Below are 15,614 nucleotides of genomic sequence, written 5' to 3'. Positions count from 1 at the left end.
CCGTCCCGGCAGCACGCAGGTACGATCGCCGCGTCTTAACGGATGCCGCCGCTCGCCGTGATCACCTCGCCGGTCAGCCAGCGGGCTTCGTCGGAGGCGAGGAACGCGACCACGCCGGCGATGTCGTCGGGCTGGCCGGCGCGGCCGAGCGGCGTCTGCGCGACGAGGCCGGCTTCCATGTCGGACCCGACGACCCCGGCCGTATGCGTGCCCTCGGTCACCACGAAGCCCGGGCTGACCACGTTCACGCGGATCTTGCGGGGCGCCAGCTCGTTGGCGAGCACGCCCGAGACGGCGTTCACCGCCCCCTTGGTGCCCGCATAGACCGCGGCCGCCGGCGTATGCACGTGCGTGATCGCCGAGGAGATGTTCACGATGCTGCCGCCCTCGCCGAGGTGCTTGACGGCCGCCTGCGTCGTCAGGAGGACGCCGAGCACGTTGGTGTCGAACTGGCGGCGGTAATGCTCCTCAGTCACCTCCTCGATCGCGGCGAATTCGTAGATTCCGGAATTGTTGACCAGCACGTCGAGCCGGCCGAACTGCGCCACGGCCGCCTCGATCAGGCCCTGAGCCCCGGACGCCTTGGTCACGTCGCCCTGGACGGCGACGGCCCGGCCGCCGGCCGACGTGATGGCCGCGACGACGGCGTCGGCGCCCGCCCGACTCGACGCGTAGTTCACCACCACGGCGGCGCCCTCCCGCGCCAGGGCCTTGGCGATGCCGGCACCGATGCCCTTCGACGCGCCGGTGACAACGGCGACCTTACCCTCAAGCTTCGGCATGTGTGCTACTCTCGGTGATGGGCCGGCTCCGGGATGGAGGGCTGGTCCCATAGTTCGGAACTTCGGAACTATGGGACCGGAGTTCAAGACCCCATATGGACGGATCATGAGACCCCTGTTCCATCCCGCCATCGAGGACGTGCGGCCGGAGGCGATCCTGCACGCCCTCGCCGACCCGAACCGCGCCGCCATCTTCGCCAGCATCATGCGGGCGGGCTGCGTCGAGGCCTGCTCGGCCCTGTCGGCCGTCGGGGACCGGGTGATCCCGAAATCCTCGTTGTCCAACCACTTCAAGGTGCTGCGCGAAGCCGGGCTGATCCGCAGCGAGCGCCACGGCGTCGAGGTGCGCAACCACTCCCGCTGGGCCGAGGTGGAAGCCCGCTTTCCCGGCCTGCTCGTCGGGATCATCAACGCCTACGCGTCGCAGGCCGGCCCGGATTCGCGCGAAGCGGCGGCGGCCGGTCCGCGATAGGGGCTGCCATCGGCATCCGCCTTCAGAGACGCACCGATCTGCGGCAACGGCCGGGCAAGGCCAGGGGACGCTTCCACCTTCGGGCTGGCCGATGAGCCTCGCGCTCCTGCCGGCCCTCCGTCGAGAACGGACACGCCGTGTGAGAGTGCCGGATAAGAATCGTATCGCACCCTTCGCCGATTTCAGAAAAAATACTCCCAAATCTCGCCATTCATCCAGAACATCATTTCAGTTGACGCCGGACGGCGACAAGATCAGATTTCGGCATCCAAAGATATGACCGCCTCTTCGAGACGATAGCTCGGAGCGACAGGCGCTATTCGCGAGAGGAAGGCCGACGACCATGATCCCGTGCCACCCCCTCCGGCGGACCCGCACCGGCGCCGCCCGGGCATGACGGCCCAGCCACGCCGGCTCGGGCTCGCGGACCGGGATCCGGTCGCACTCGCAAGGGCCCTCGTCCCCACTCTCGCCTCCCTCGCCGCCGCGGACGATCGCGAGGGACGCTTCGCCCATGCGAGCCTCGCGGCCATCCGCGAGACCGGCCTTGCCGCTCTGACGGTGCCGCAGAGCCAGGGCGGCCTCGGTGCCGGGCTCGCGGTCGCCAGCGCCGTCATCGGGGCGCTGGCCGAGGCCGATCCGGCGGCGAGCCTCGTCCTGGCGATGCAATACGTTCATCACACGAGCCTCGCCCGCGCCGGGTGGCCCGACAAAGTCGCGGCGCGGCTGCAGCAGGCGGCGATCCGCGAGGGCGCCTTCGTCAACGCGCTGCGGGTCGAGCCCGCCCTCGGCTCTCCCGCCCGCGGCGGCCTGCCGGAGACGGTGGCGCGGCGGGTGCCGGAGGGCTGGCGGGTCACCGGCCGCAAGATCTATTCGACGGGCGCGCCAATCCTCGCCTTCGGGCTGGTCTGGGCCCGCACCGACGAGGCCGAGCCGCGCACCGGGTTCGTGGTCGTGCCGATGGCGGCGCCGGGCGTGCGGATCGAGGAGACCTGGGATCATCTCGGCCTGCGGGCGAGCGGCAGCCACGACGTCGTCCTCGAGGGGGTCCTGGTGCCGGAGGACCATGCCGTCGACTGGCGTCCGCCCGCCGCCTGGGCCGCGCCCGACGCGACGACGCTCGCCTGGAACACCACGTTGCTCGCCAGCCTCTACGACGGCGTGGCGCGGGCGGCGCAAGCCTGGCTCCGCGCCCACCTCAATGAGCGGACGCCGGCCAATCTCGGGGCGCCGCTGGCGAGCCTGCCGCGGTTTCAGGACGCCGTCGGCGAGGGCGAGCGCCTGCTCGCCGTCAACCGCAGACTTCTGCGCAGCGCCGCCGCGGAGACCGATGCGGGGTCGCCGCCCTCGGCCACCGAGAGCGGGCTCGTCAAGCTCACCGTCACCGAGAACGCGATCCAGGTGGTGCAGGGCGCGGTCGCCCTCGTGGGCAATCCCGGCCTTTCGCGAAACAACCCGCTCGAACGCCACCTGCGCGACGTGCTCTGCGCGCGCATCCACACGCCGCAAGGCGACGCGGTCCGGCTGGCGGCCGGGCGCGCGGCGCTCGGCGCCTGACCAGGAGACTTCGTGATGCAGGACGTGCACTTCATCGGCTTCGTCGCGGCCCAGTACGGGTCGGAGATCCACGCGCCGACGGGCCCGGTCGTCGACCGCGCCTATCTGCGGGCCTCGGCGCAGGCGCACGAGCTTGGCGGCTTCGACCGGGTGCTGATCGCCTTCCACTCGACCGCACCCGACAGCTTCGCGCTCGCGCAGTACGTCGCCTCGGTCACCGAGCGGATCGGCCTGATGATCGCGCACCGGCCGGGGTTCCAGGCCCCGACCGTGGCGGCGCGCCAGCTCGCCACCCTCGACCAGCTCACCGACGGGCGCGCGGGCGTCCACATCATCACCGGCGGCAACGACGCCGAGCTGGCGCAGGACGGCGACGCCCTGACCAAGGACGAGCGCTACGCCCGCACGAGCGAGTATCTCGACATCGTCAAGGCGTCCTGGACCAGCGCGGGCCCGTTCGATTACGAGGGGCGCCACTACCGCGTCGCCAAGGGCTTTTCTGCGGTCAAGCCGGTGCAGCAGCCGCACCTGCCGGTCTATTTCGGCGGCTCGTCGGAGGCCGCGATCGCGGTGGCGGGCAAGCACGCCGACGTCTACGCGCTCTGGGGCGAGACCCAGGCGCAGGTGCGCGAGACGATCGCCCGGGTGCGCGCCGCGGCCCGGGCCCACGGGCGCGACGACAAGATCCGCTTCAGCCTGTCGTTCCGGCCGATCCTGGCCGCGACCGAGGAAGCCGCCTGGGCCCGGGCGGAGGACATCCTCCAGCGCACCAAGGCCCTGCGCGCGGCACGCGGCCTCGGCCCCGCGGCCGCGCCGCAGAACGAGGGCTCGCGCCGCCTGCTCGCAGCGGCCGCGAAGGGCGACCGGCTCGACGGCCGGCTCTACACGGCGATCGCCGCCGAGACCGGGGCGCAGGGCAATTCCACGGCCCTCGTCGGCACGCCCGAGCAGGTCGCGGAGGCGCTGCACGAGTACCACGCGCTCGGGGTGACGACCTTCCTGATCCGCGGCTTCGATCCGCTGGAGGACGCGGTGCAGTACGGCCGCGAGCTGATTCCGGCCTTCCGGCGCCTCGCCGGCCAGCCGGCCCGGCGCTCGGCCGCCGCGTGAGGCTCGCCATGCGCCCGATATTCGCTCTCCTCGCCCTTCTCCTCGCCGCCCTCCCCGCCCGGGCCGAGACCATCCTGCGCGTCGGCGACCAGAAGGGCGGCTCGCGCGCCCTGATGGAGGCGGCGGGCGTCCTCGACGGCCTGCCCTACCGGCTCGAATGGCGTGAGTTCCCGGCTGCCGCGCCCCTGCTCGAAGCGCTCAATGCCGGGGCGATCGATACCGGCATTGCCGGCGACGCGCCGTTCACCTTCGCGGCCGCGGCCGGCGCGCCGATCAAGGCGATCTTCGCCATCCGCCAGAACCAGGCCGGCCTCGCCGTGCTGGTGCCGCCGGATTCGCCGGTGAAGACGTTTGCCGACCTCAAGGGCAAGCGGATCGCCACCGGGCGCGGCTCGATCGGCCACCAGCTCGTCCTGGCGCAAGGAGAGGCCGCCGGCTGGGCAGCGAACGACGTCGCGCCGACCTTCCTGCTGCCCGCCGACGCCCAGATGGCGCTGACCTCCGGCTCCGTCGACGCCTGGTCGACCTGGGAGCCCTACACCTCGCAGCTCGAGATCTCCGGACGAGCCCGCATCGTCGCCGACGGGCGCGGGCTGACCCCGGGCCTGAGCTTCCAGGTCGCCCGCGACGACGCCATTGCGGAGAAGCGCGCGGCCCTGGAGGATTTCGTGCGGCGGCTCGCCCAGGCGCGGGTCTGGGGCACGGCGAAGCCCAAGGCCTTTGCCAAAAGATGGTCGGCCCTGATCGGCCTGCCGGAAGCGGTGCCGCTGGCGTGGTTCCGCCGGGCCGACATCCGCCCGGCTCCGATCGACGACGCGGTGATCGCCGACGAGCAGCGCGTCGCCGATCTCTATCACCGGGCCGGGCTGATCCCCCGGCGGCTCGCGGCGGGGAGCGTGTTCGACGCCTCGTTCAACGACGCCGCCCGGGCCGGGGCCGCGGCGGCGACGCAATAGGCCAGGCGGCGTAGGCCGTCAGCCGTAGCGCCGTGCCGCCTCCACCGTCAGCCCGAGGCCGACCGAGCCGAAGGTGTCGCCCTCGACCACCCGGGCCTCCGGCGCCGCCGCCAGGATGGCGGCGCGCACCGGTGCGAGGCGGGTCGAGCCGCCGGTGAGGAACAGGGCGTCGATGGCGGACGGCGCCACCGCGGCGTCGCGCAGGCAGCGGCCGATGCAGGCGCCGATGCGTCGGGCGAGGTCGGCCGAGTGCCGGGCGAGGTCCGGACGGTCGATCTCGGCGGTGAGGCCCGGCTCGACCCAGCCGAGGGGAAGGCCGACCCGCTCGACCTCCGACAGGGCGATCTTGGCGTCCTCGACCTCCATCGCCAGGGTGTGGCCGCGCTCGGCCTCGATCACCGCTGCGAGGCGGTCGATCAGCTCGGGGCGGGCCACGTCGCGACGCAAGGAGCGCAGCTCGCGCAGGGTCTTGCCGTCGTAGAGCCGGTTGATCTGCGACCAGGTGGCGAGATCGTGGAAATAGGCCGAGGGCACGTCGAGGCCGGGGCGGCGCATCGGGCTGCCGAGGCCGAGGAGCGGCATCACCTCGCCGACGCTGAGCGTGCGGTCGAAATCGGTGCCGCCGATCCGCACGCCGTCGTTGGACAGGATGTCGCCGGCGCGCTCCACCGCCCGGTGGCGCTCCGGGCTCAGGCGCACCACCGAGAAGTCCGAGGTGCCGCCGCCGATATCGGCGATCAGCGCCACCTCCTCGCGGGCGAGCCCGCGCTCGTAGTCGAGCGCCGCGGCGATCGGCTCGTACTGGAACGACACCTCGGTGAAGCCGACCTCGCGGGCGATGCCGGCGAGCGCGTCCTCGGCCCGGCGGTCGCCTTCCGGATCGCCGTCGACGAAGTGGACCGGGCGGCCGTGGACCACCTGGGTCAGGGCCTCGCCGGCTTGGCTCTCCGCCCGCGCCTTCACGGCGCTCAGATAGCGGGCGATCACCGCCCGGAACGACAGCCGTCGGCGCCCGACCGGGGTGGTCTCGTCGAGGAGGGACGAGCCGAGCACCGACTTCAGGCTGCGCATCAGCCGTCCGGGCTGGCCCTCGACATAAGCGTTCATGGCGGCCCGGCCGACCGCCTCGTCGCCGACCGGCGGGAAGAAGATCGCGCTCGGAATCGTGACCGCCTCGCCCTCAAGCCGCGCGAGCGCGAGCCCGCCGGCCCCGATCAGGCCGAGGGTGGTGTTCGAGGTGCCGAAATCGAGGCCGCAGGCCGCCATGCCGAATCTCTGCCGGTGCCGAGAGGGAGGGCGCGCGACCTAGCGGGTTCCGCCGCCGCGGTCCAGCCCGCCCGGGCCGGCCCGGACGCGGATTTCCGCGTCTGTCGCTACGGAACAATGCGCCGTTTCGGCGGTTCGTCAGACCTGAGCAGTCGTTGAACTGCAAGAGACGAGGAGCTTCCCATGAGCAGCACCACCGACAAGATCAAGGGCCTCGCCAACGAGGCGGTCGGCAACATCAAGCAGGGCATCGGCAGCGCCACCGGCAACGACAAGCTGCAGGCCGAGGGCAAGGCCCAGGAACTGAAGGGCGAGGCCCAGAAGACCACCGGCGACGTCAAGGACGGCATCAAGAATGCCGCCGACACGGTGAAGCACAAGCTCTGATCGCGGCGCGGGCCGGCCTCGCGCCGGCCCGACCCCTTGGACGATCGGGCCGGTTTTCCGCGAGGCACGCGGGAGGCCGGCCTTTCGTTTGAGCGATGCGTGTTTCGATCACCCGGAAAAGGAGGCCACGATGAACAGGGACCAGTTCGAGGGCGGGGTACGCCACCTCAAGGGCCGCGGCCAGACCGCTTTCGGCGCCGTCACCGGCCGCGTCCGGCCGCAGGCGGAGGGCGCACTCAACCAGGTCGTCGGCGGCGCCCAGTACGCCTATGGCCGCGGCCGCGAGGTCGCCGAGGACCTGTCGCATGACGGCCGGGCGCTCGCCGGCGAGATCGAGAAGCGCGGCCGCCACGCCTATGCGCGCGGCCGCGAGGTCTACGGCGAGGCGCGCCACCGCGGCGGCAAAGCCCTGCGCCGCGCCGAATCGCACCCGACAGAGTCGTTGCTGGCCGTCGCCGGCCTCGCCTTCGCAGCCGGCTGGCTGCTGAAGGGCCGCCGCTGAGGCGGGGCGTGCCGTCGCGGTCGCGCGGCGACCGGGTTGTTGCCGGCGTGCCGCCGCGGTCACGCGGCGGCCGGGTTGCTGCACTGCATCGAAGGGAGGCAGGCTTCGGTCTCGCCTCCGGGTCGCTTATGGTCTAGCTTGGTCTCAACCCCGCGCCAGCCGAACGACCCGATGACCCAGAGCCAGCCCCCCGGCCTTCCGAAGTCCGCCCCGGCCCTGCCCCCATCGGTGCAGGAGCATCTGGGCGAGCGGCTGCGCGCGCATTACGCCGCGGTCGAGGTGGAGGCGGCGCCCGCCGCCTTCGCGGACCTGCTGTCCCGGCTGGATCTGGCGCTGGCCGCCCTCGGCGCGCCGAAGCAGGACCGCTTTCGCGAGGACCTGCTCGCGGCGGCGCCCGCCCTGCGCCGCTTCGCCCTGACGCTCACCGCCAACCCGGCCCGGGCCGACGACCTCGTGCAGGACACGATGCTGAAGGCCTGGCAGAACCGCGACCGGTTCGAGGCCGGCACCAATCTCAGCGCCTGGCTGTTCACGATCATGCGCAACGCCTTCTACTCGGAGCACCGCAAGCGCTCGCGCGAGGTCGAGGATGGCGAGGGCCTCTACTCGGCCCGCCTGACCTCCGCCCCCAACCAGGGCGACCGCCTCGACGTGCAGGATCTCCAGGCGGCGCTCAACAAGCTGGTGGCCGAGCAGCGCGAGGCCCTGATGCTGGTCGCGGTCGGCGACCTGTCCTACGAGGATGCCGCGGTGCTGATGCAGTGCAAGGTCGGCACGGTGAAGAGCCGGGTCTGCCGCGCCCGCGACAAGCTGGCGGAACTCCTGGGCTATTCCGGCGGCGAGCTCGGGGCCGACCGGCTCACCCGCTCGGTGATGGAGCATGCCGGCGCGGTGGCGCTCGACAGCTGATTCGTCCGCGCGGTCCGCACCGACCGTCACGTCCTCCCCGCACGCCGTCATCGCAGGGTCGAGCGACGCGGATTCCGTGCGGCCCCGTCTGGAGCGACCGGCCGGAGGCCGGCTGACGAGCCGGGCTCACCTCGGCATCCTCGGCTTTGCATCCTGCGGACCGGACCTTCGGCGCGGCGAGCGGTCCTGCTACGCGACGGTCTCGGATGATCGCCGGCCGCAGCCGCGGACCGGGCTGTCCCGCGACGGGCGGAGATCGGGGAAAAGTCCGCGGCACCCCGGCGAGGCCGGACGATCGGGGCGCAACACCCGTCCTGGCCCTCGGATCCAATGGAGAGCATATCCGGCTCTCACGGGCCCGAGCATGTCGCCCTTAATCACTTTGGGTAAGGCGAAGAGACATTCCGCTGTGGCACAGCACTACGCCGCTGCGGCGACCGGCCGCACGCCCTGAATGATTGTGGCCTATCAACTTGTGCCCAATGAACTCTGAATGATCAATATTCTCTCACTGCAAGAACCATTTTGGCTTGTTTGATCTCTTTTTCTCAAGCCACCGAGATCTGATCGACTGCAGGTTGTCTTGGCGGAATTTTGGTATAACCCTAGGTCTGTGGACCAATGAAATTTGCTTGACGGAAGAAAATAGCGCAATATATTGCTAAGAAATTTGAATTCAATTGTGCAGAGACCCGGTCGAGCTTCGCCGCCTGCGCGGCGAATATAGTGCGGTAGAGTATCTGGGCCGGTGCGAAATCATGAATTCGGCTGATAGGGATAGGTCGGATTCGTTCTCATAATGTCAGAAACAGGACAGACACGGCCCTGACGCACCGTTAGACCAAGCGTGGCCTCGCTCCGGGTGCGAGGATGCGCGCTGCACCACCAGCGCGGATTTCTCGCCACTTCCGGGCACCAACGCCCTCCGTCCGGGTTTCACGGCGGGCCCCCCGATTTTCCGGAGACGAAGACGTTGAATGCGCCGGACGAGTCGCGGTCCCCCGAGACCGGTCTTTTCGAAGGCAACCTCCTGCTCGAAGCCCTCGATACGGGCGACCGCACCCTGCTGGCGCCGTATCTCGAACGCGGTCAGCGGACCCGCGGCACGGTGCTGTTCCGCGCCGGCGAGGACGTGTCGCACGTCACCTTTCCGCTGAACCAGACCACCGTGACCCTGGTCTCGCGGATGCGCGACGGGCGGATGGTCGAGACCGCGACGGTGGGGCACGAGGGCGCGGTCGGCGGCGTGGTCAGCCACGGCTACCTGCCGGCCTTCAGCGAGGCGGTGGTGCAGGTCACGGGCGAGGTGCTGCGCCTAGACGCCGAGCGGCTGACGCGGGCGCGGGCGGCCTCCCCGACCCTGCGCGACCTGTTCGTGCGCTACGCCGACTGCCTGCTCGCCCAGGTGCTGCAATCGGTGGCCTGCAACGCCGTCCACCCGATCGAGGAGCGCTGCCTGCGCTGGCTCCTGACCTTCCAGGACCGGCTCGGCACCCCGGTCCTGCCGGTGACCCAGGAGATGCTCGCCGAGATGCTCGGCGTGCGCCGCACCTACCTCACCGGCGTGCTCGGGGCGCTGCAGCGCCGCGGCCTGATCTCGGTGCGCCGCGGCCAGATCACCATCCTGGACCGGGCCCAGGCCGAGCACGCCTCCTGCGAGTGCTACGGCAAGGTCCGGAGCCACTACCGCTCCGTGCTCGGGGCGGTCTATGCCGAGAGCGGCGGCATCGTGGCGGTCGATCCGACGCAGCGGCACGAGTGAGCGGGTTCCGGTGACCGGGCTCAGGCCAGGAGTTCAGGCCAAGAGCTTGAGTCCCACGATTCCGGCCACGATCAGACCGATGCAGGCGAGCCGCGCCGCCGTGGCGGGCTCGCCGAACAGCGCGATGCCGAGGAGCGCCGTGCCGACGGTGCCGATGCCGGTCCAGACCGCGTAGGCGGTGCCGACCGGCAGCGTGCGCAGCGCCATCCCGAGCAGGACGACGCTCGCCACCATGCTCAGTCCCGTGAGGAGCGAGGGCAGCGGGCGGGTGAAGCCATCGGTGTATTTGAGCCCGACTGCCCAGCCGATCTCGAACAGGCCGGCGACGAGCAGAAGAATCCAGGCCAAGGAGAGCCCCCCGTTCACGGGCAGGGCCGTCCCTGCGGATGATGGCCTCCCGCGGAGAGGGGCGACCGGGTCGTCCCGGCCCCACGAGAGATGGGCCGCGTGCGGCCCGCGGCAACCGGCCGGGAACGACGAACTGCAACGCTGCCATGCGGCGCTCGAGGTTTGACAGGGCGCCGCACCTCCGCGACCATCCATATCACGGACATAACGTCCACCATATGGACATCGGGAGGATGCCATGAGTGCTGACCCCTCGGCGCAGGACCCCGCCGCCGGGCTCGACGCCGCCACCTTGCGGCGCATGCCTTACCAGAAGCCGCAGCCGGCCGAGATCCGGTCCGACCTCGTGGTGGCGCCGGCGATCCCCGAGGACGACCGGATCTGGGTGCCGCAGGCCGACAGCGTGTGGTTCCGGCCGCTCTGCCTGAACGCCTCAGCCGGCTACTGGATGAACCTGCTCAAGGTGCGCAAGGCCGGCATCCTCAGCCGCCACCGCCATCCCGGCCCGGTCCACGCCTTCGTGCTCAAGGGCAGCTGGCGCTACCTCGAGCACGACTGGGTTGCGAGCGAGGGCGCCTACGCCTTCGAGCCGCCGGGCGAGACCCACACCCTCGTGGTCGACGAGGGCGTCGAGGAGATGATCACCTATTTCCAGGTCAACGGCTGCATGTACTACGTCGATCCCTGGGGCCGACACACCGGCTACGAGGACGTGTTCACCAAGATCGACATGTGCCGGGCGCATTACGAGGCGGTCGGGCTGGGAGCGGAGTACGTGGACCAGTTCATCCGCTGAAGCGTCTCGCCTTCTCGTCGGAGACATATCCGCTCAACAGAAGCGATACCCTCCTGGTCATTCCGGGGCCGCGCAGCGGAGCCCGGAATGACGGGGCTGGTGTCAGTTACACCCTTTAGATCCAACAAACTTTTATGCCCAACAACCGGGAGGACCGGCACGCGATGTCGTCCGGCACAGCAACAACAGCCAGGTCTCTAGCTAAATCTCCGCGCCTGCGCCGCATCCAGTGGATCGCCGTCGCCTTCCTGACCGCGGCGGGGATCATCAACTACGTCGACCGCTCGGCGCTCTCCATCGCCAACACGGCGATCCGCGACGAGATGGCCCTCTCCCCCGCCCAGATGGGCTGGCTGCTCTCGGCCTTCTCACTGGCCTACGCGTTCTCGCAATTGCCGGTCGGCGCGCTGCTCGACCGGATCGGCTCGCGGATCATGCTGGGCGCCGGCATGTTCTTCTGGTCGCTGGCGCAGCTCGTTTCGGGCTTCGTCGCCAATTTCCAGCAATTCGTGATCGCCCGCGCGGTGCTGGGTCTCGGCGAGGCACCGCAATTTCCCGCCGGCGCCAAGACGGTGAGCGAGTGGTTCTCGGTGCGTGAGCGCGGCACGCCGACCGGCATCTTCGTCGCCTCGTCCTGCATCGGGCCCTGCATCGCCCCGCCGCTCCTCACCGCGATGATGCTGGGGCTCGGCTGGCGCTGGATGTTCGTCGTCACCGGCCTCGTCGGCATCGTGGTCGCGGTCGGGTGGTACCTCATCTACCGCAACCGCGCCGAGGTGGCGCTGACGGGTGACGAGGTCGCCCATCTCGACGAGGGCGCGGCCCCCGAGCCGGCGGCCCGGCGCATGACCTTCGCGGAATGGCGCGGGCTGTTCGCCCACGCCACCACCTGGGGCATGATCCTCGGCTTCATGGGCGTCATCTACATGGTCTGGCTCTACCTGACCTGGCTGCCCTCCTACCTGGAGCACGAGCGGGGCCTGAGCGTTGCGCGCACCGGCTGGGTGGTGGCGATTCCCTACGTGTTCGGCACGCTCGGCATGCTCTGTGCCGGCCAGGCCGCCGACCGGCTGCTCGCCCGGGGCGCCGGCATCGTCGCCAGCCGCAAGTGGCCGGTCTGCGTCGGGCTGCTGGGCGGCGGCGCCTTCACGGTGCCGGCGGCCTATACCCCGAGCGTGACGCTGGCGGTGGTCTATATCTGCCTGGCGATGTTCTTCATCAACATGGCGAGCGGGGCCGCCTGGATGATGGTGAGCGTCGCGGTACCGAAGCGCCAGGTCGCCTCGCTCGGCAGCATCCAGAATTTCGGCGGCTACTTCGCCGGATCGTTCGCGCCGGTGATCACCGGCTACATCGTCCAGAGCACCGGCTCCTACGTCAACGCGCTGCTCGCCGCCGCCGCGGTCGCGGTGCTGGCGGCGGTGGCCTACATCGTCCTGGTGCGCAAGCCGCTGGAAGGCAGCGAGACCCTGATCCCGACGGAGCGCACGGCATGACCTTTACCCCCGATCTCCTCGCGGGCCGCACCGCCCTCGTCACCGGGGCCACCTCCGGCATCGGCGCCGGCATCGCCGAGGCTCTGGCCCGGCTCGGCGCCCGGGTGCACGCGGCCGGGATCGGTGCCGCCGCCGGCGCGGTCCCCGACTGCCTCGCGCTCACCGCCCACGAGTTGGACGTCACCGACGGGGCGGCCGTCGCCGCCCTCGTCGGGTCGTGCGACCGGCTCGACATCGTGGTCAATTGCGCCGGCATCATCCGGCGCGGCGACGAGCACCGGCCGGAGGTGTTCGAGGAGGTGCTGGCGGTGAACCTCACCGGCACGATGCGGGTCTGTGCCGCCGCGCGCGGCAAGCTGGCGGAGACCGGCGGCAGCATCGTCAACACCGCCTCGATGCTGTCGTTCTTCGGCGGCGGCCTGGTGCCGGCCTACAGCGCCAGCAAGGGCGGCGTCGCGCAGCTGACGAAGTCGCTGGCCATCGCCTACGCGCCGGACGGCATCCGGGTGAACGCGGTGGCACCGGGCTGGATCGCCACGCCGCTGACGCGTGCGCTCCAGGACGATCCCGCCCGGGCGGGACCGATCCTGGCGCGCACGCCGCTCGGCCGCTGGGGCACGCCATCGGACGTTGCCGACGCGGTGACCTTCCTGGTGAGCCCCGCCGCCGCCTTCATGACTGGGGTGGTGCTGCCGGTCGATGGCGGCTACCTCATTACGTGAGAGCTGGATCGTTCGCGTCGATCGATCCAGCACAATGATCGGCATGTCTCGACGTCATCCCGGGGCTCGACGAAGTCGAGAACCCGGGATCCATAACCGCTGACAGTGAAAGGCAGGGCGACCAGCGTTCCGCCTCGTCCTGAATCGTCGGCGGTTATGGATCCCGGGTTCCGCTGTCGCGGCCCCGGGATGACATCGAGGGTTGCATGTCGGTCGGCCAACTCGAAGCAACCCCCGAGACCCGTGAGGATCCGCTCCGCATGAGCCAGGACGACGCCGAGACGAGGGCTTCGTTGCGCCCCGACGTCCCGGGCACCGCCGCCTTCGGCAAGTTCATGCGGGTGCTGCAGGCGGTGGCGGACGCGCCCGGCGACGCCACGGTCGCCCGGCTCGCGGAGGGCCTGCGGCTGCCGCGGCCGACGGTGCACCGGATCGTCGCCGCCCTGGTGGCGGAGGGCCTCGTGACCGATGAGGACGGGGTCCTGCATCTCGGCCCGCGCCTCGTCAGCCTGGCCTTCCGCTCCTTCGACGGCTCGCTCCTGCGCCAGGCGGCCCGGGAGCCCCTGCGGCGCCTGCGCGACGACCTCGACGAGACCGTGCACCTCGCGGTGCCGGATCACGGCGAGATGGTCTACATCGACAAGCTCGAGAGCCACCGCACCGTGCGCATGGCCTCGCGCATCGGCACGCGGGTGGCGCTGCACACCAGCGCCGTCGGCAAGGCCTGGCTCGCGACCCTGCCCGAGCCCGAGCTGACCGCCCTCCTCGCCCGGCTCCCGCTGCCGGCGCGCACGCCCCACAGCCTCACCAACCGCGACGCCCTGCACCGCGCCATCACCGAGACGCGCGTGCGCGGCCATTCCCTCGACCTGCAGGAGAACGAGCTCGACATCTGCTGCTACGGCATGGCGTTGCGCGGCGCTCGTGGCCGGGTGCTGGGCTGCATCAGCGTCAGCCTGCCGCGCTACCGCTTCGAGGAGGTGGCGGCCGGGACGGTGCTCGCGGCGATGCACGCCTGCGCCGACGGCGTGGCGCGGGTCGCGGGGGCGCGCTGATGTGATCTTCCGCGGATCGCGCGGTTCGGCCGCGCGGCAAGGGTTGTGCACGAGCCTGTCGCGCTGTGCTACAGCCACGCCCGGACGGTCGCGAGACCGCCGGGAGTCGCGGGACGAGAGGGCGACGGACGCACAGTGACTGACCGCCGCGAAACCGACCGCATCGACGCTGAGATCGGCCGCTCCGCCCCGAGCCACGATCCGTTCGCCGCCGCCGTGCGCGCGACGCGGATGCCGATGCTGATCACCGATCCCCACGGGCCCGACAACCCGATCATCTTCGCCAACGCCGCCTTCACCAAGCTCACGGGCTACACCCGCGACGAGATCCTGGGGCAGAACTGCCGCTTCCTGCAAGGGCCGGACACCGACCGCGCCGACGTCGCCAAGATCCGCGACGCGGTCGAGCGCCGCGTCGCGATCGAGATCGACCTCCTCAACCACAAGAAGAACGGCGAGCGGTTCTGGAACCGGCTGCTGATCTCGCCGGTCTTCGACGAGGACGGCCGTCTCACCTACTTCTTCGCCTCGCAATTCGACGTCACGCTGGAGCGCGAGCGGCTGCGCGACCTCGGCGAGGCCCTGCGCCGGCGCGAGCAGATGCTCGACGCCCTGGTGCGCTCCTCCTCCGAGGTGCGCTACCGGATCAGCGCCGACTGGAGCCGGCTGTACCAATTGTCCGGCGGCAATTTCCTGGCCGACACGACCTCGGCCAGTTCCGACTGGATCGAGAGCTACATCCCGCCGGAGGACCGCGGCGCCTTGCGGGCCGAGATCGCGCGCGCCATCGATACCAAGACCTCCTACAGCCTGGAGCACCGGGTCTACCTCGCCGACGGCTCGGTCGGCTGGGCCTCATCGCGGGCGGTGCCGGTGCTCGACGAAGAGGGCCGGATCACCGAGTGGTACGGCGCCGCCACCGACATCAGCGAGCGCAAGGAAGCCGAGGCCGCCTCGCGCGACCTCACCCAGTCGCTCGGCCGGCAGGTGGCCGACCGCACGGCGGAGATGCGCCTCTACGGCGACATCGTCCAGTCGAGCGCCGCCCCGATCTGCGCCTTCGACACCGGGTACCGGCTGATCGCCTTCAACCAGGCCCATAGCGACGAGTTCTTCCGGATCTTCGGACGCCGGGTGCAGGTCGGCGAGGTGTTTCCCGACCTCTTCCCGCCGGACCAGGGCGCGGTGATGCGCGGGTTCATGGAACGGGCGCTCGCGGGCGAGTGCTACACGGTGACCGAGGAATTCGGCGATCCGGACCTCGCCAAGCCCGCCTGGGAGGTCTCCTACTCGCCCCTGCGCGACGGCGACGGCCGGGTGATCGGCGCCTTCCACTTCGCCAAGGACATCTCCGACCGGCTGCGGGCCGAGGCCGAACTCGCCGCGACGCAGGAAGCCCTGCGCCAGTCGCAGAAGATGGAGGCGGTGGGCCAGCTCACCGGCGGCCTCGCCCACGACTTCAACAACCTGCTCGCCGGCATCTCGGGCTCGCTG

16 protein-coding genes are annotated in these 15,614 nt (G+C 70.9%); 13 read left to right on the top strand and 3 right to left on the bottom strand.

Annotation, left to right across the window (positions count from 1 at the left end; genetic code table 11):
* Positions 1–35: 35 nt before the first annotated feature.
* Positions 36–782, bottom strand: coding sequence for a glucose 1-dehydrogenase (locus ABZT49_RS12490; RefSeq protein ID WP_355286386.1), 747 nt, complete (start codon positions 780–782; stop codon positions 36–38).
* 106 nt (positions 783–888) lie between these two features.
* Here ABZT49_RS12490 and ABZT49_RS12485 point away from each other — a divergent pair, with 106 nt between their 5' ends.
* From ABZT49_RS12485 to ABZT49_RS12470, 4 genes are all read left to right on the top strand, one after another.
* Positions 889–1,254: a helix-turn-helix domain-containing protein gene (locus ABZT49_RS12485; protein ID WP_355286385.1), complete on the top strand. Its 366-nt coding sequence runs from the start codon at positions 889–891 to the stop codon at positions 1,252–1,254.
* A gap of 393 nt (positions 1,255–1,647) precedes the next feature.
* Positions 1,648–2,811 carry an acyl-CoA dehydrogenase family protein gene (locus tag ABZT49_RS12480; protein WP_355286384.1) on the top strand — a complete coding sequence of 388 codons (1,164 nt, stop codon included), beginning with the start codon at positions 1,648–1,650 and terminating at the stop codon, positions 2,809–2,811.
* 15 nt (positions 2,812–2,826) lie between these two features.
* Positions 2,827–3,921: an LLM class flavin-dependent oxidoreductase gene (locus ABZT49_RS12475; RefSeq protein ID WP_355286383.1), complete on the top strand. Its 1,095-nt coding sequence runs from the start codon at positions 2,827–2,829 to the stop codon at positions 3,919–3,921.
* Positions 3,922–3,929: 8 nt separating this feature from the next.
* The gene (locus tag ABZT49_RS12470; RefSeq protein WP_355286382.1) at positions 3,930–4,877 is read left to right on the top strand and encodes an ABC transporter substrate-binding protein; all 948 of its coding nucleotides are present in this window, start codon (positions 3,930–3,932) and stop codon (positions 4,875–4,877) included.
* Positions 4,878–4,895: 18 nt separating this feature from the next.
* Here the strand turns inward: ABZT49_RS12470 and ABZT49_RS12465 are convergent, their stop codons facing one another.
* The gene (locus ABZT49_RS12465; RefSeq protein ID WP_355286381.1) at positions 4,896–6,143 is read right to left on the bottom strand and encodes an Hsp70 family protein; all 1,248 of its coding nucleotides are present in this window, start codon (positions 6,141–6,143) and stop codon (positions 4,896–4,898) included.
* A gap of 183 nt (positions 6,144–6,326) precedes the next feature.
* On the opposite strand from ABZT49_RS12465, the gene ABZT49_RS12460 reads away from it, so the two are divergent.
* The 4 genes from ABZT49_RS12460 (at position 6,327) to ABZT49_RS12445 (ending at position 9,703) form a co-directional block, all read left to right on the top strand.
* Positions 6,327–6,530, top strand: a complete 204-nt coding sequence (locus tag ABZT49_RS12460) for a CsbD family protein (RefSeq protein ID WP_355286380.1) — start codon at positions 6,327–6,329, stop codon at positions 6,528–6,530.
* 130 nt (positions 6,531–6,660) lie between these two features.
* A complete protein-coding gene (locus ABZT49_RS12455; protein WP_355286379.1) occupies positions 6,661–7,032 on the top strand; it encodes a CsbD family protein in 372 nt (123 codons plus the stop codon).
* Between the two features lie 171 nt (positions 7,033–7,203).
* Positions 7,204–7,941: a NepR family anti-sigma factor gene (locus ABZT49_RS12450; protein ID WP_355286378.1), complete on the top strand. Its 738-nt coding sequence runs from the start codon at positions 7,204–7,206 to the stop codon at positions 7,939–7,941.
* Between the two features lie 973 nt (positions 7,942–8,914).
* Positions 8,915–9,703, top strand: coding sequence for a Crp/Fnr family transcriptional regulator (locus tag ABZT49_RS12445; protein WP_355286377.1), 789 nt, complete (start codon positions 8,915–8,917; stop codon positions 9,701–9,703).
* A 33-nt stretch (positions 9,704–9,736) separates the two neighbouring features.
* On the opposite strand, the gene sugE is transcribed toward ABZT49_RS12445, so the two are convergent.
* Positions 9,737–10,051 (bottom strand): quaternary ammonium compound efflux SMR transporter SugE, encoded by a 315-nt coding sequence (gene sugE / locus ABZT49_RS12440; RefSeq protein ID WP_355286376.1) that lies wholly within the window; start codon positions 10,049–10,051, stop codon positions 9,737–9,739.
* 238 nt (positions 10,052–10,289) lie between these two features.
* On the opposite strand from sugE, the gene ABZT49_RS12435 reads away from it, so the two are divergent.
* From ABZT49_RS12435 to ABZT49_RS12415, 5 genes are all read left to right on the top strand, one after another.
* Entirely contained in the window at positions 10,290–10,847 is a 558-nt protein-coding gene (locus tag ABZT49_RS12435; protein WP_355286375.1) for a 2,4'-dihydroxyacetophenone dioxygenase family protein, read from the top strand.
* A gap of 164 nt (positions 10,848–11,011) precedes the next feature.
* Positions 11,012–12,343 (top strand): MFS transporter, encoded by a 1,332-nt coding sequence (locus ABZT49_RS12430; RefSeq protein ID WP_355286374.1) that lies wholly within the window; start codon positions 11,012–11,014, stop codon positions 12,341–12,343.
* On the top strand, positions 12,340–13,065 hold the full coding sequence (locus ABZT49_RS12425; protein WP_355286373.1) for an SDR family oxidoreductase: 726 nt from the start codon (positions 12,340–12,342) through the stop codon (positions 13,063–13,065). The genes ABZT49_RS12430 and ABZT49_RS12425 overlap by 4 nt, the downstream gene beginning before the upstream one ends.
* A gap of 260 nt (positions 13,066–13,325) precedes the next feature.
* Positions 13,326–14,120, top strand: a complete 795-nt coding sequence (locus ABZT49_RS12420) for an IclR family transcriptional regulator (RefSeq protein ID WP_355286372.1) — start codon at positions 13,326–13,328, stop codon at positions 14,118–14,120.
* Between the two features lie 135 nt (positions 14,121–14,255).
* Positions 14,256–15,614, top strand: a 1,359-nt coding sequence (locus ABZT49_RS12415) for a PAS domain-containing protein (RefSeq protein ID WP_355286371.1), incomplete at its 3' end; no start/stop codon positions are given.

Origin of the sequence: Methylobacterium sp. EM32 (genome assembly GCF_040593685.1) — a bacterium.
In the GTDB taxonomy this organism is placed as follows: domain Bacteria; phylum Pseudomonadota; class Alphaproteobacteria; order Rhizobiales; family Beijerinckiaceae; genus Methylobacterium.
The sequence above is the reverse complement of the archived record's forward strand: the minus strand, read 5'-3'. Positions and strand labels throughout refer to the sequence as shown.

What these genes read in the sequence shown, in the direction of transcription:
- ABZT49_RS12490 (WP_355286386.1), bottom strand. Translation starts at nt 782, where the DNA reads ATGCCGAAGCTTGAGGGTAAGGTCGCCGTTGTCACCGGCGCGTCGAAG.
- ABZT49_RS12485 (WP_355286385.1), top strand. Translation starts at nt 889, where the DNA reads ATGAGACCCCTGTTCCATCCCGCCATCGAGGACGTGCGGCCGGAGGCG.
- ABZT49_RS12480 (WP_355286384.1), top strand. Translation starts at nt 1,648, where the DNA reads ATGACGGCCCAGCCACGCCGGCTCGGGCTCGCGGACCGGGATCCGGTC.
- ABZT49_RS12475 (WP_355286383.1), top strand. Translation starts at nt 2,827, where the DNA reads ATGCAGGACGTGCACTTCATCGGCTTCGTCGCGGCCCAGTACGGGTCG.
- ABZT49_RS12470 (WP_355286382.1), top strand. Translation starts at nt 3,930, where the DNA reads ATGCGCCCGATATTCGCTCTCCTCGCCCTTCTCCTCGCCGCCCTCCCC.
- ABZT49_RS12465 (WP_355286381.1), bottom strand. Translation starts at nt 6,143, where the DNA reads ATGGCGGCCTGCGGCCTCGATTTCGGCACCTCGAACACCACCCTCGGC.
- ABZT49_RS12460 (WP_355286380.1), top strand. Translation starts at nt 6,327, where the DNA reads ATGAGCAGCACCACCGACAAGATCAAGGGCCTCGCCAACGAGGCGGTC.
- ABZT49_RS12455 (WP_355286379.1), top strand. Translation starts at nt 6,661, where the DNA reads ATGAACAGGGACCAGTTCGAGGGCGGGGTACGCCACCTCAAGGGCCGC.
- ABZT49_RS12450 (WP_355286378.1), top strand. Translation starts at nt 7,204, where the DNA reads ATGACCCAGAGCCAGCCCCCCGGCCTTCCGAAGTCCGCCCCGGCCCTG.
- ABZT49_RS12435 (WP_355286375.1), top strand. Translation starts at nt 10,290, where the DNA reads ATGAGTGCTGACCCCTCGGCGCAGGACCCCGCCGCCGGGCTCGACGCC.
- ABZT49_RS12430 (WP_355286374.1), top strand. Translation starts at nt 11,012, where the DNA reads ATGTCGTCCGGCACAGCAACAACAGCCAGGTCTCTAGCTAAATCTCCG.
- ABZT49_RS12425 (WP_355286373.1), top strand. Translation starts at nt 12,340, where the DNA reads ATGACCTTTACCCCCGATCTCCTCGCGGGCCGCACCGCCCTCGTCACC.
- ABZT49_RS12420 (WP_355286372.1), top strand. Translation starts at nt 13,326, where the DNA reads ATGAGCCAGGACGACGCCGAGACGAGGGCTTCGTTGCGCCCCGACGTC.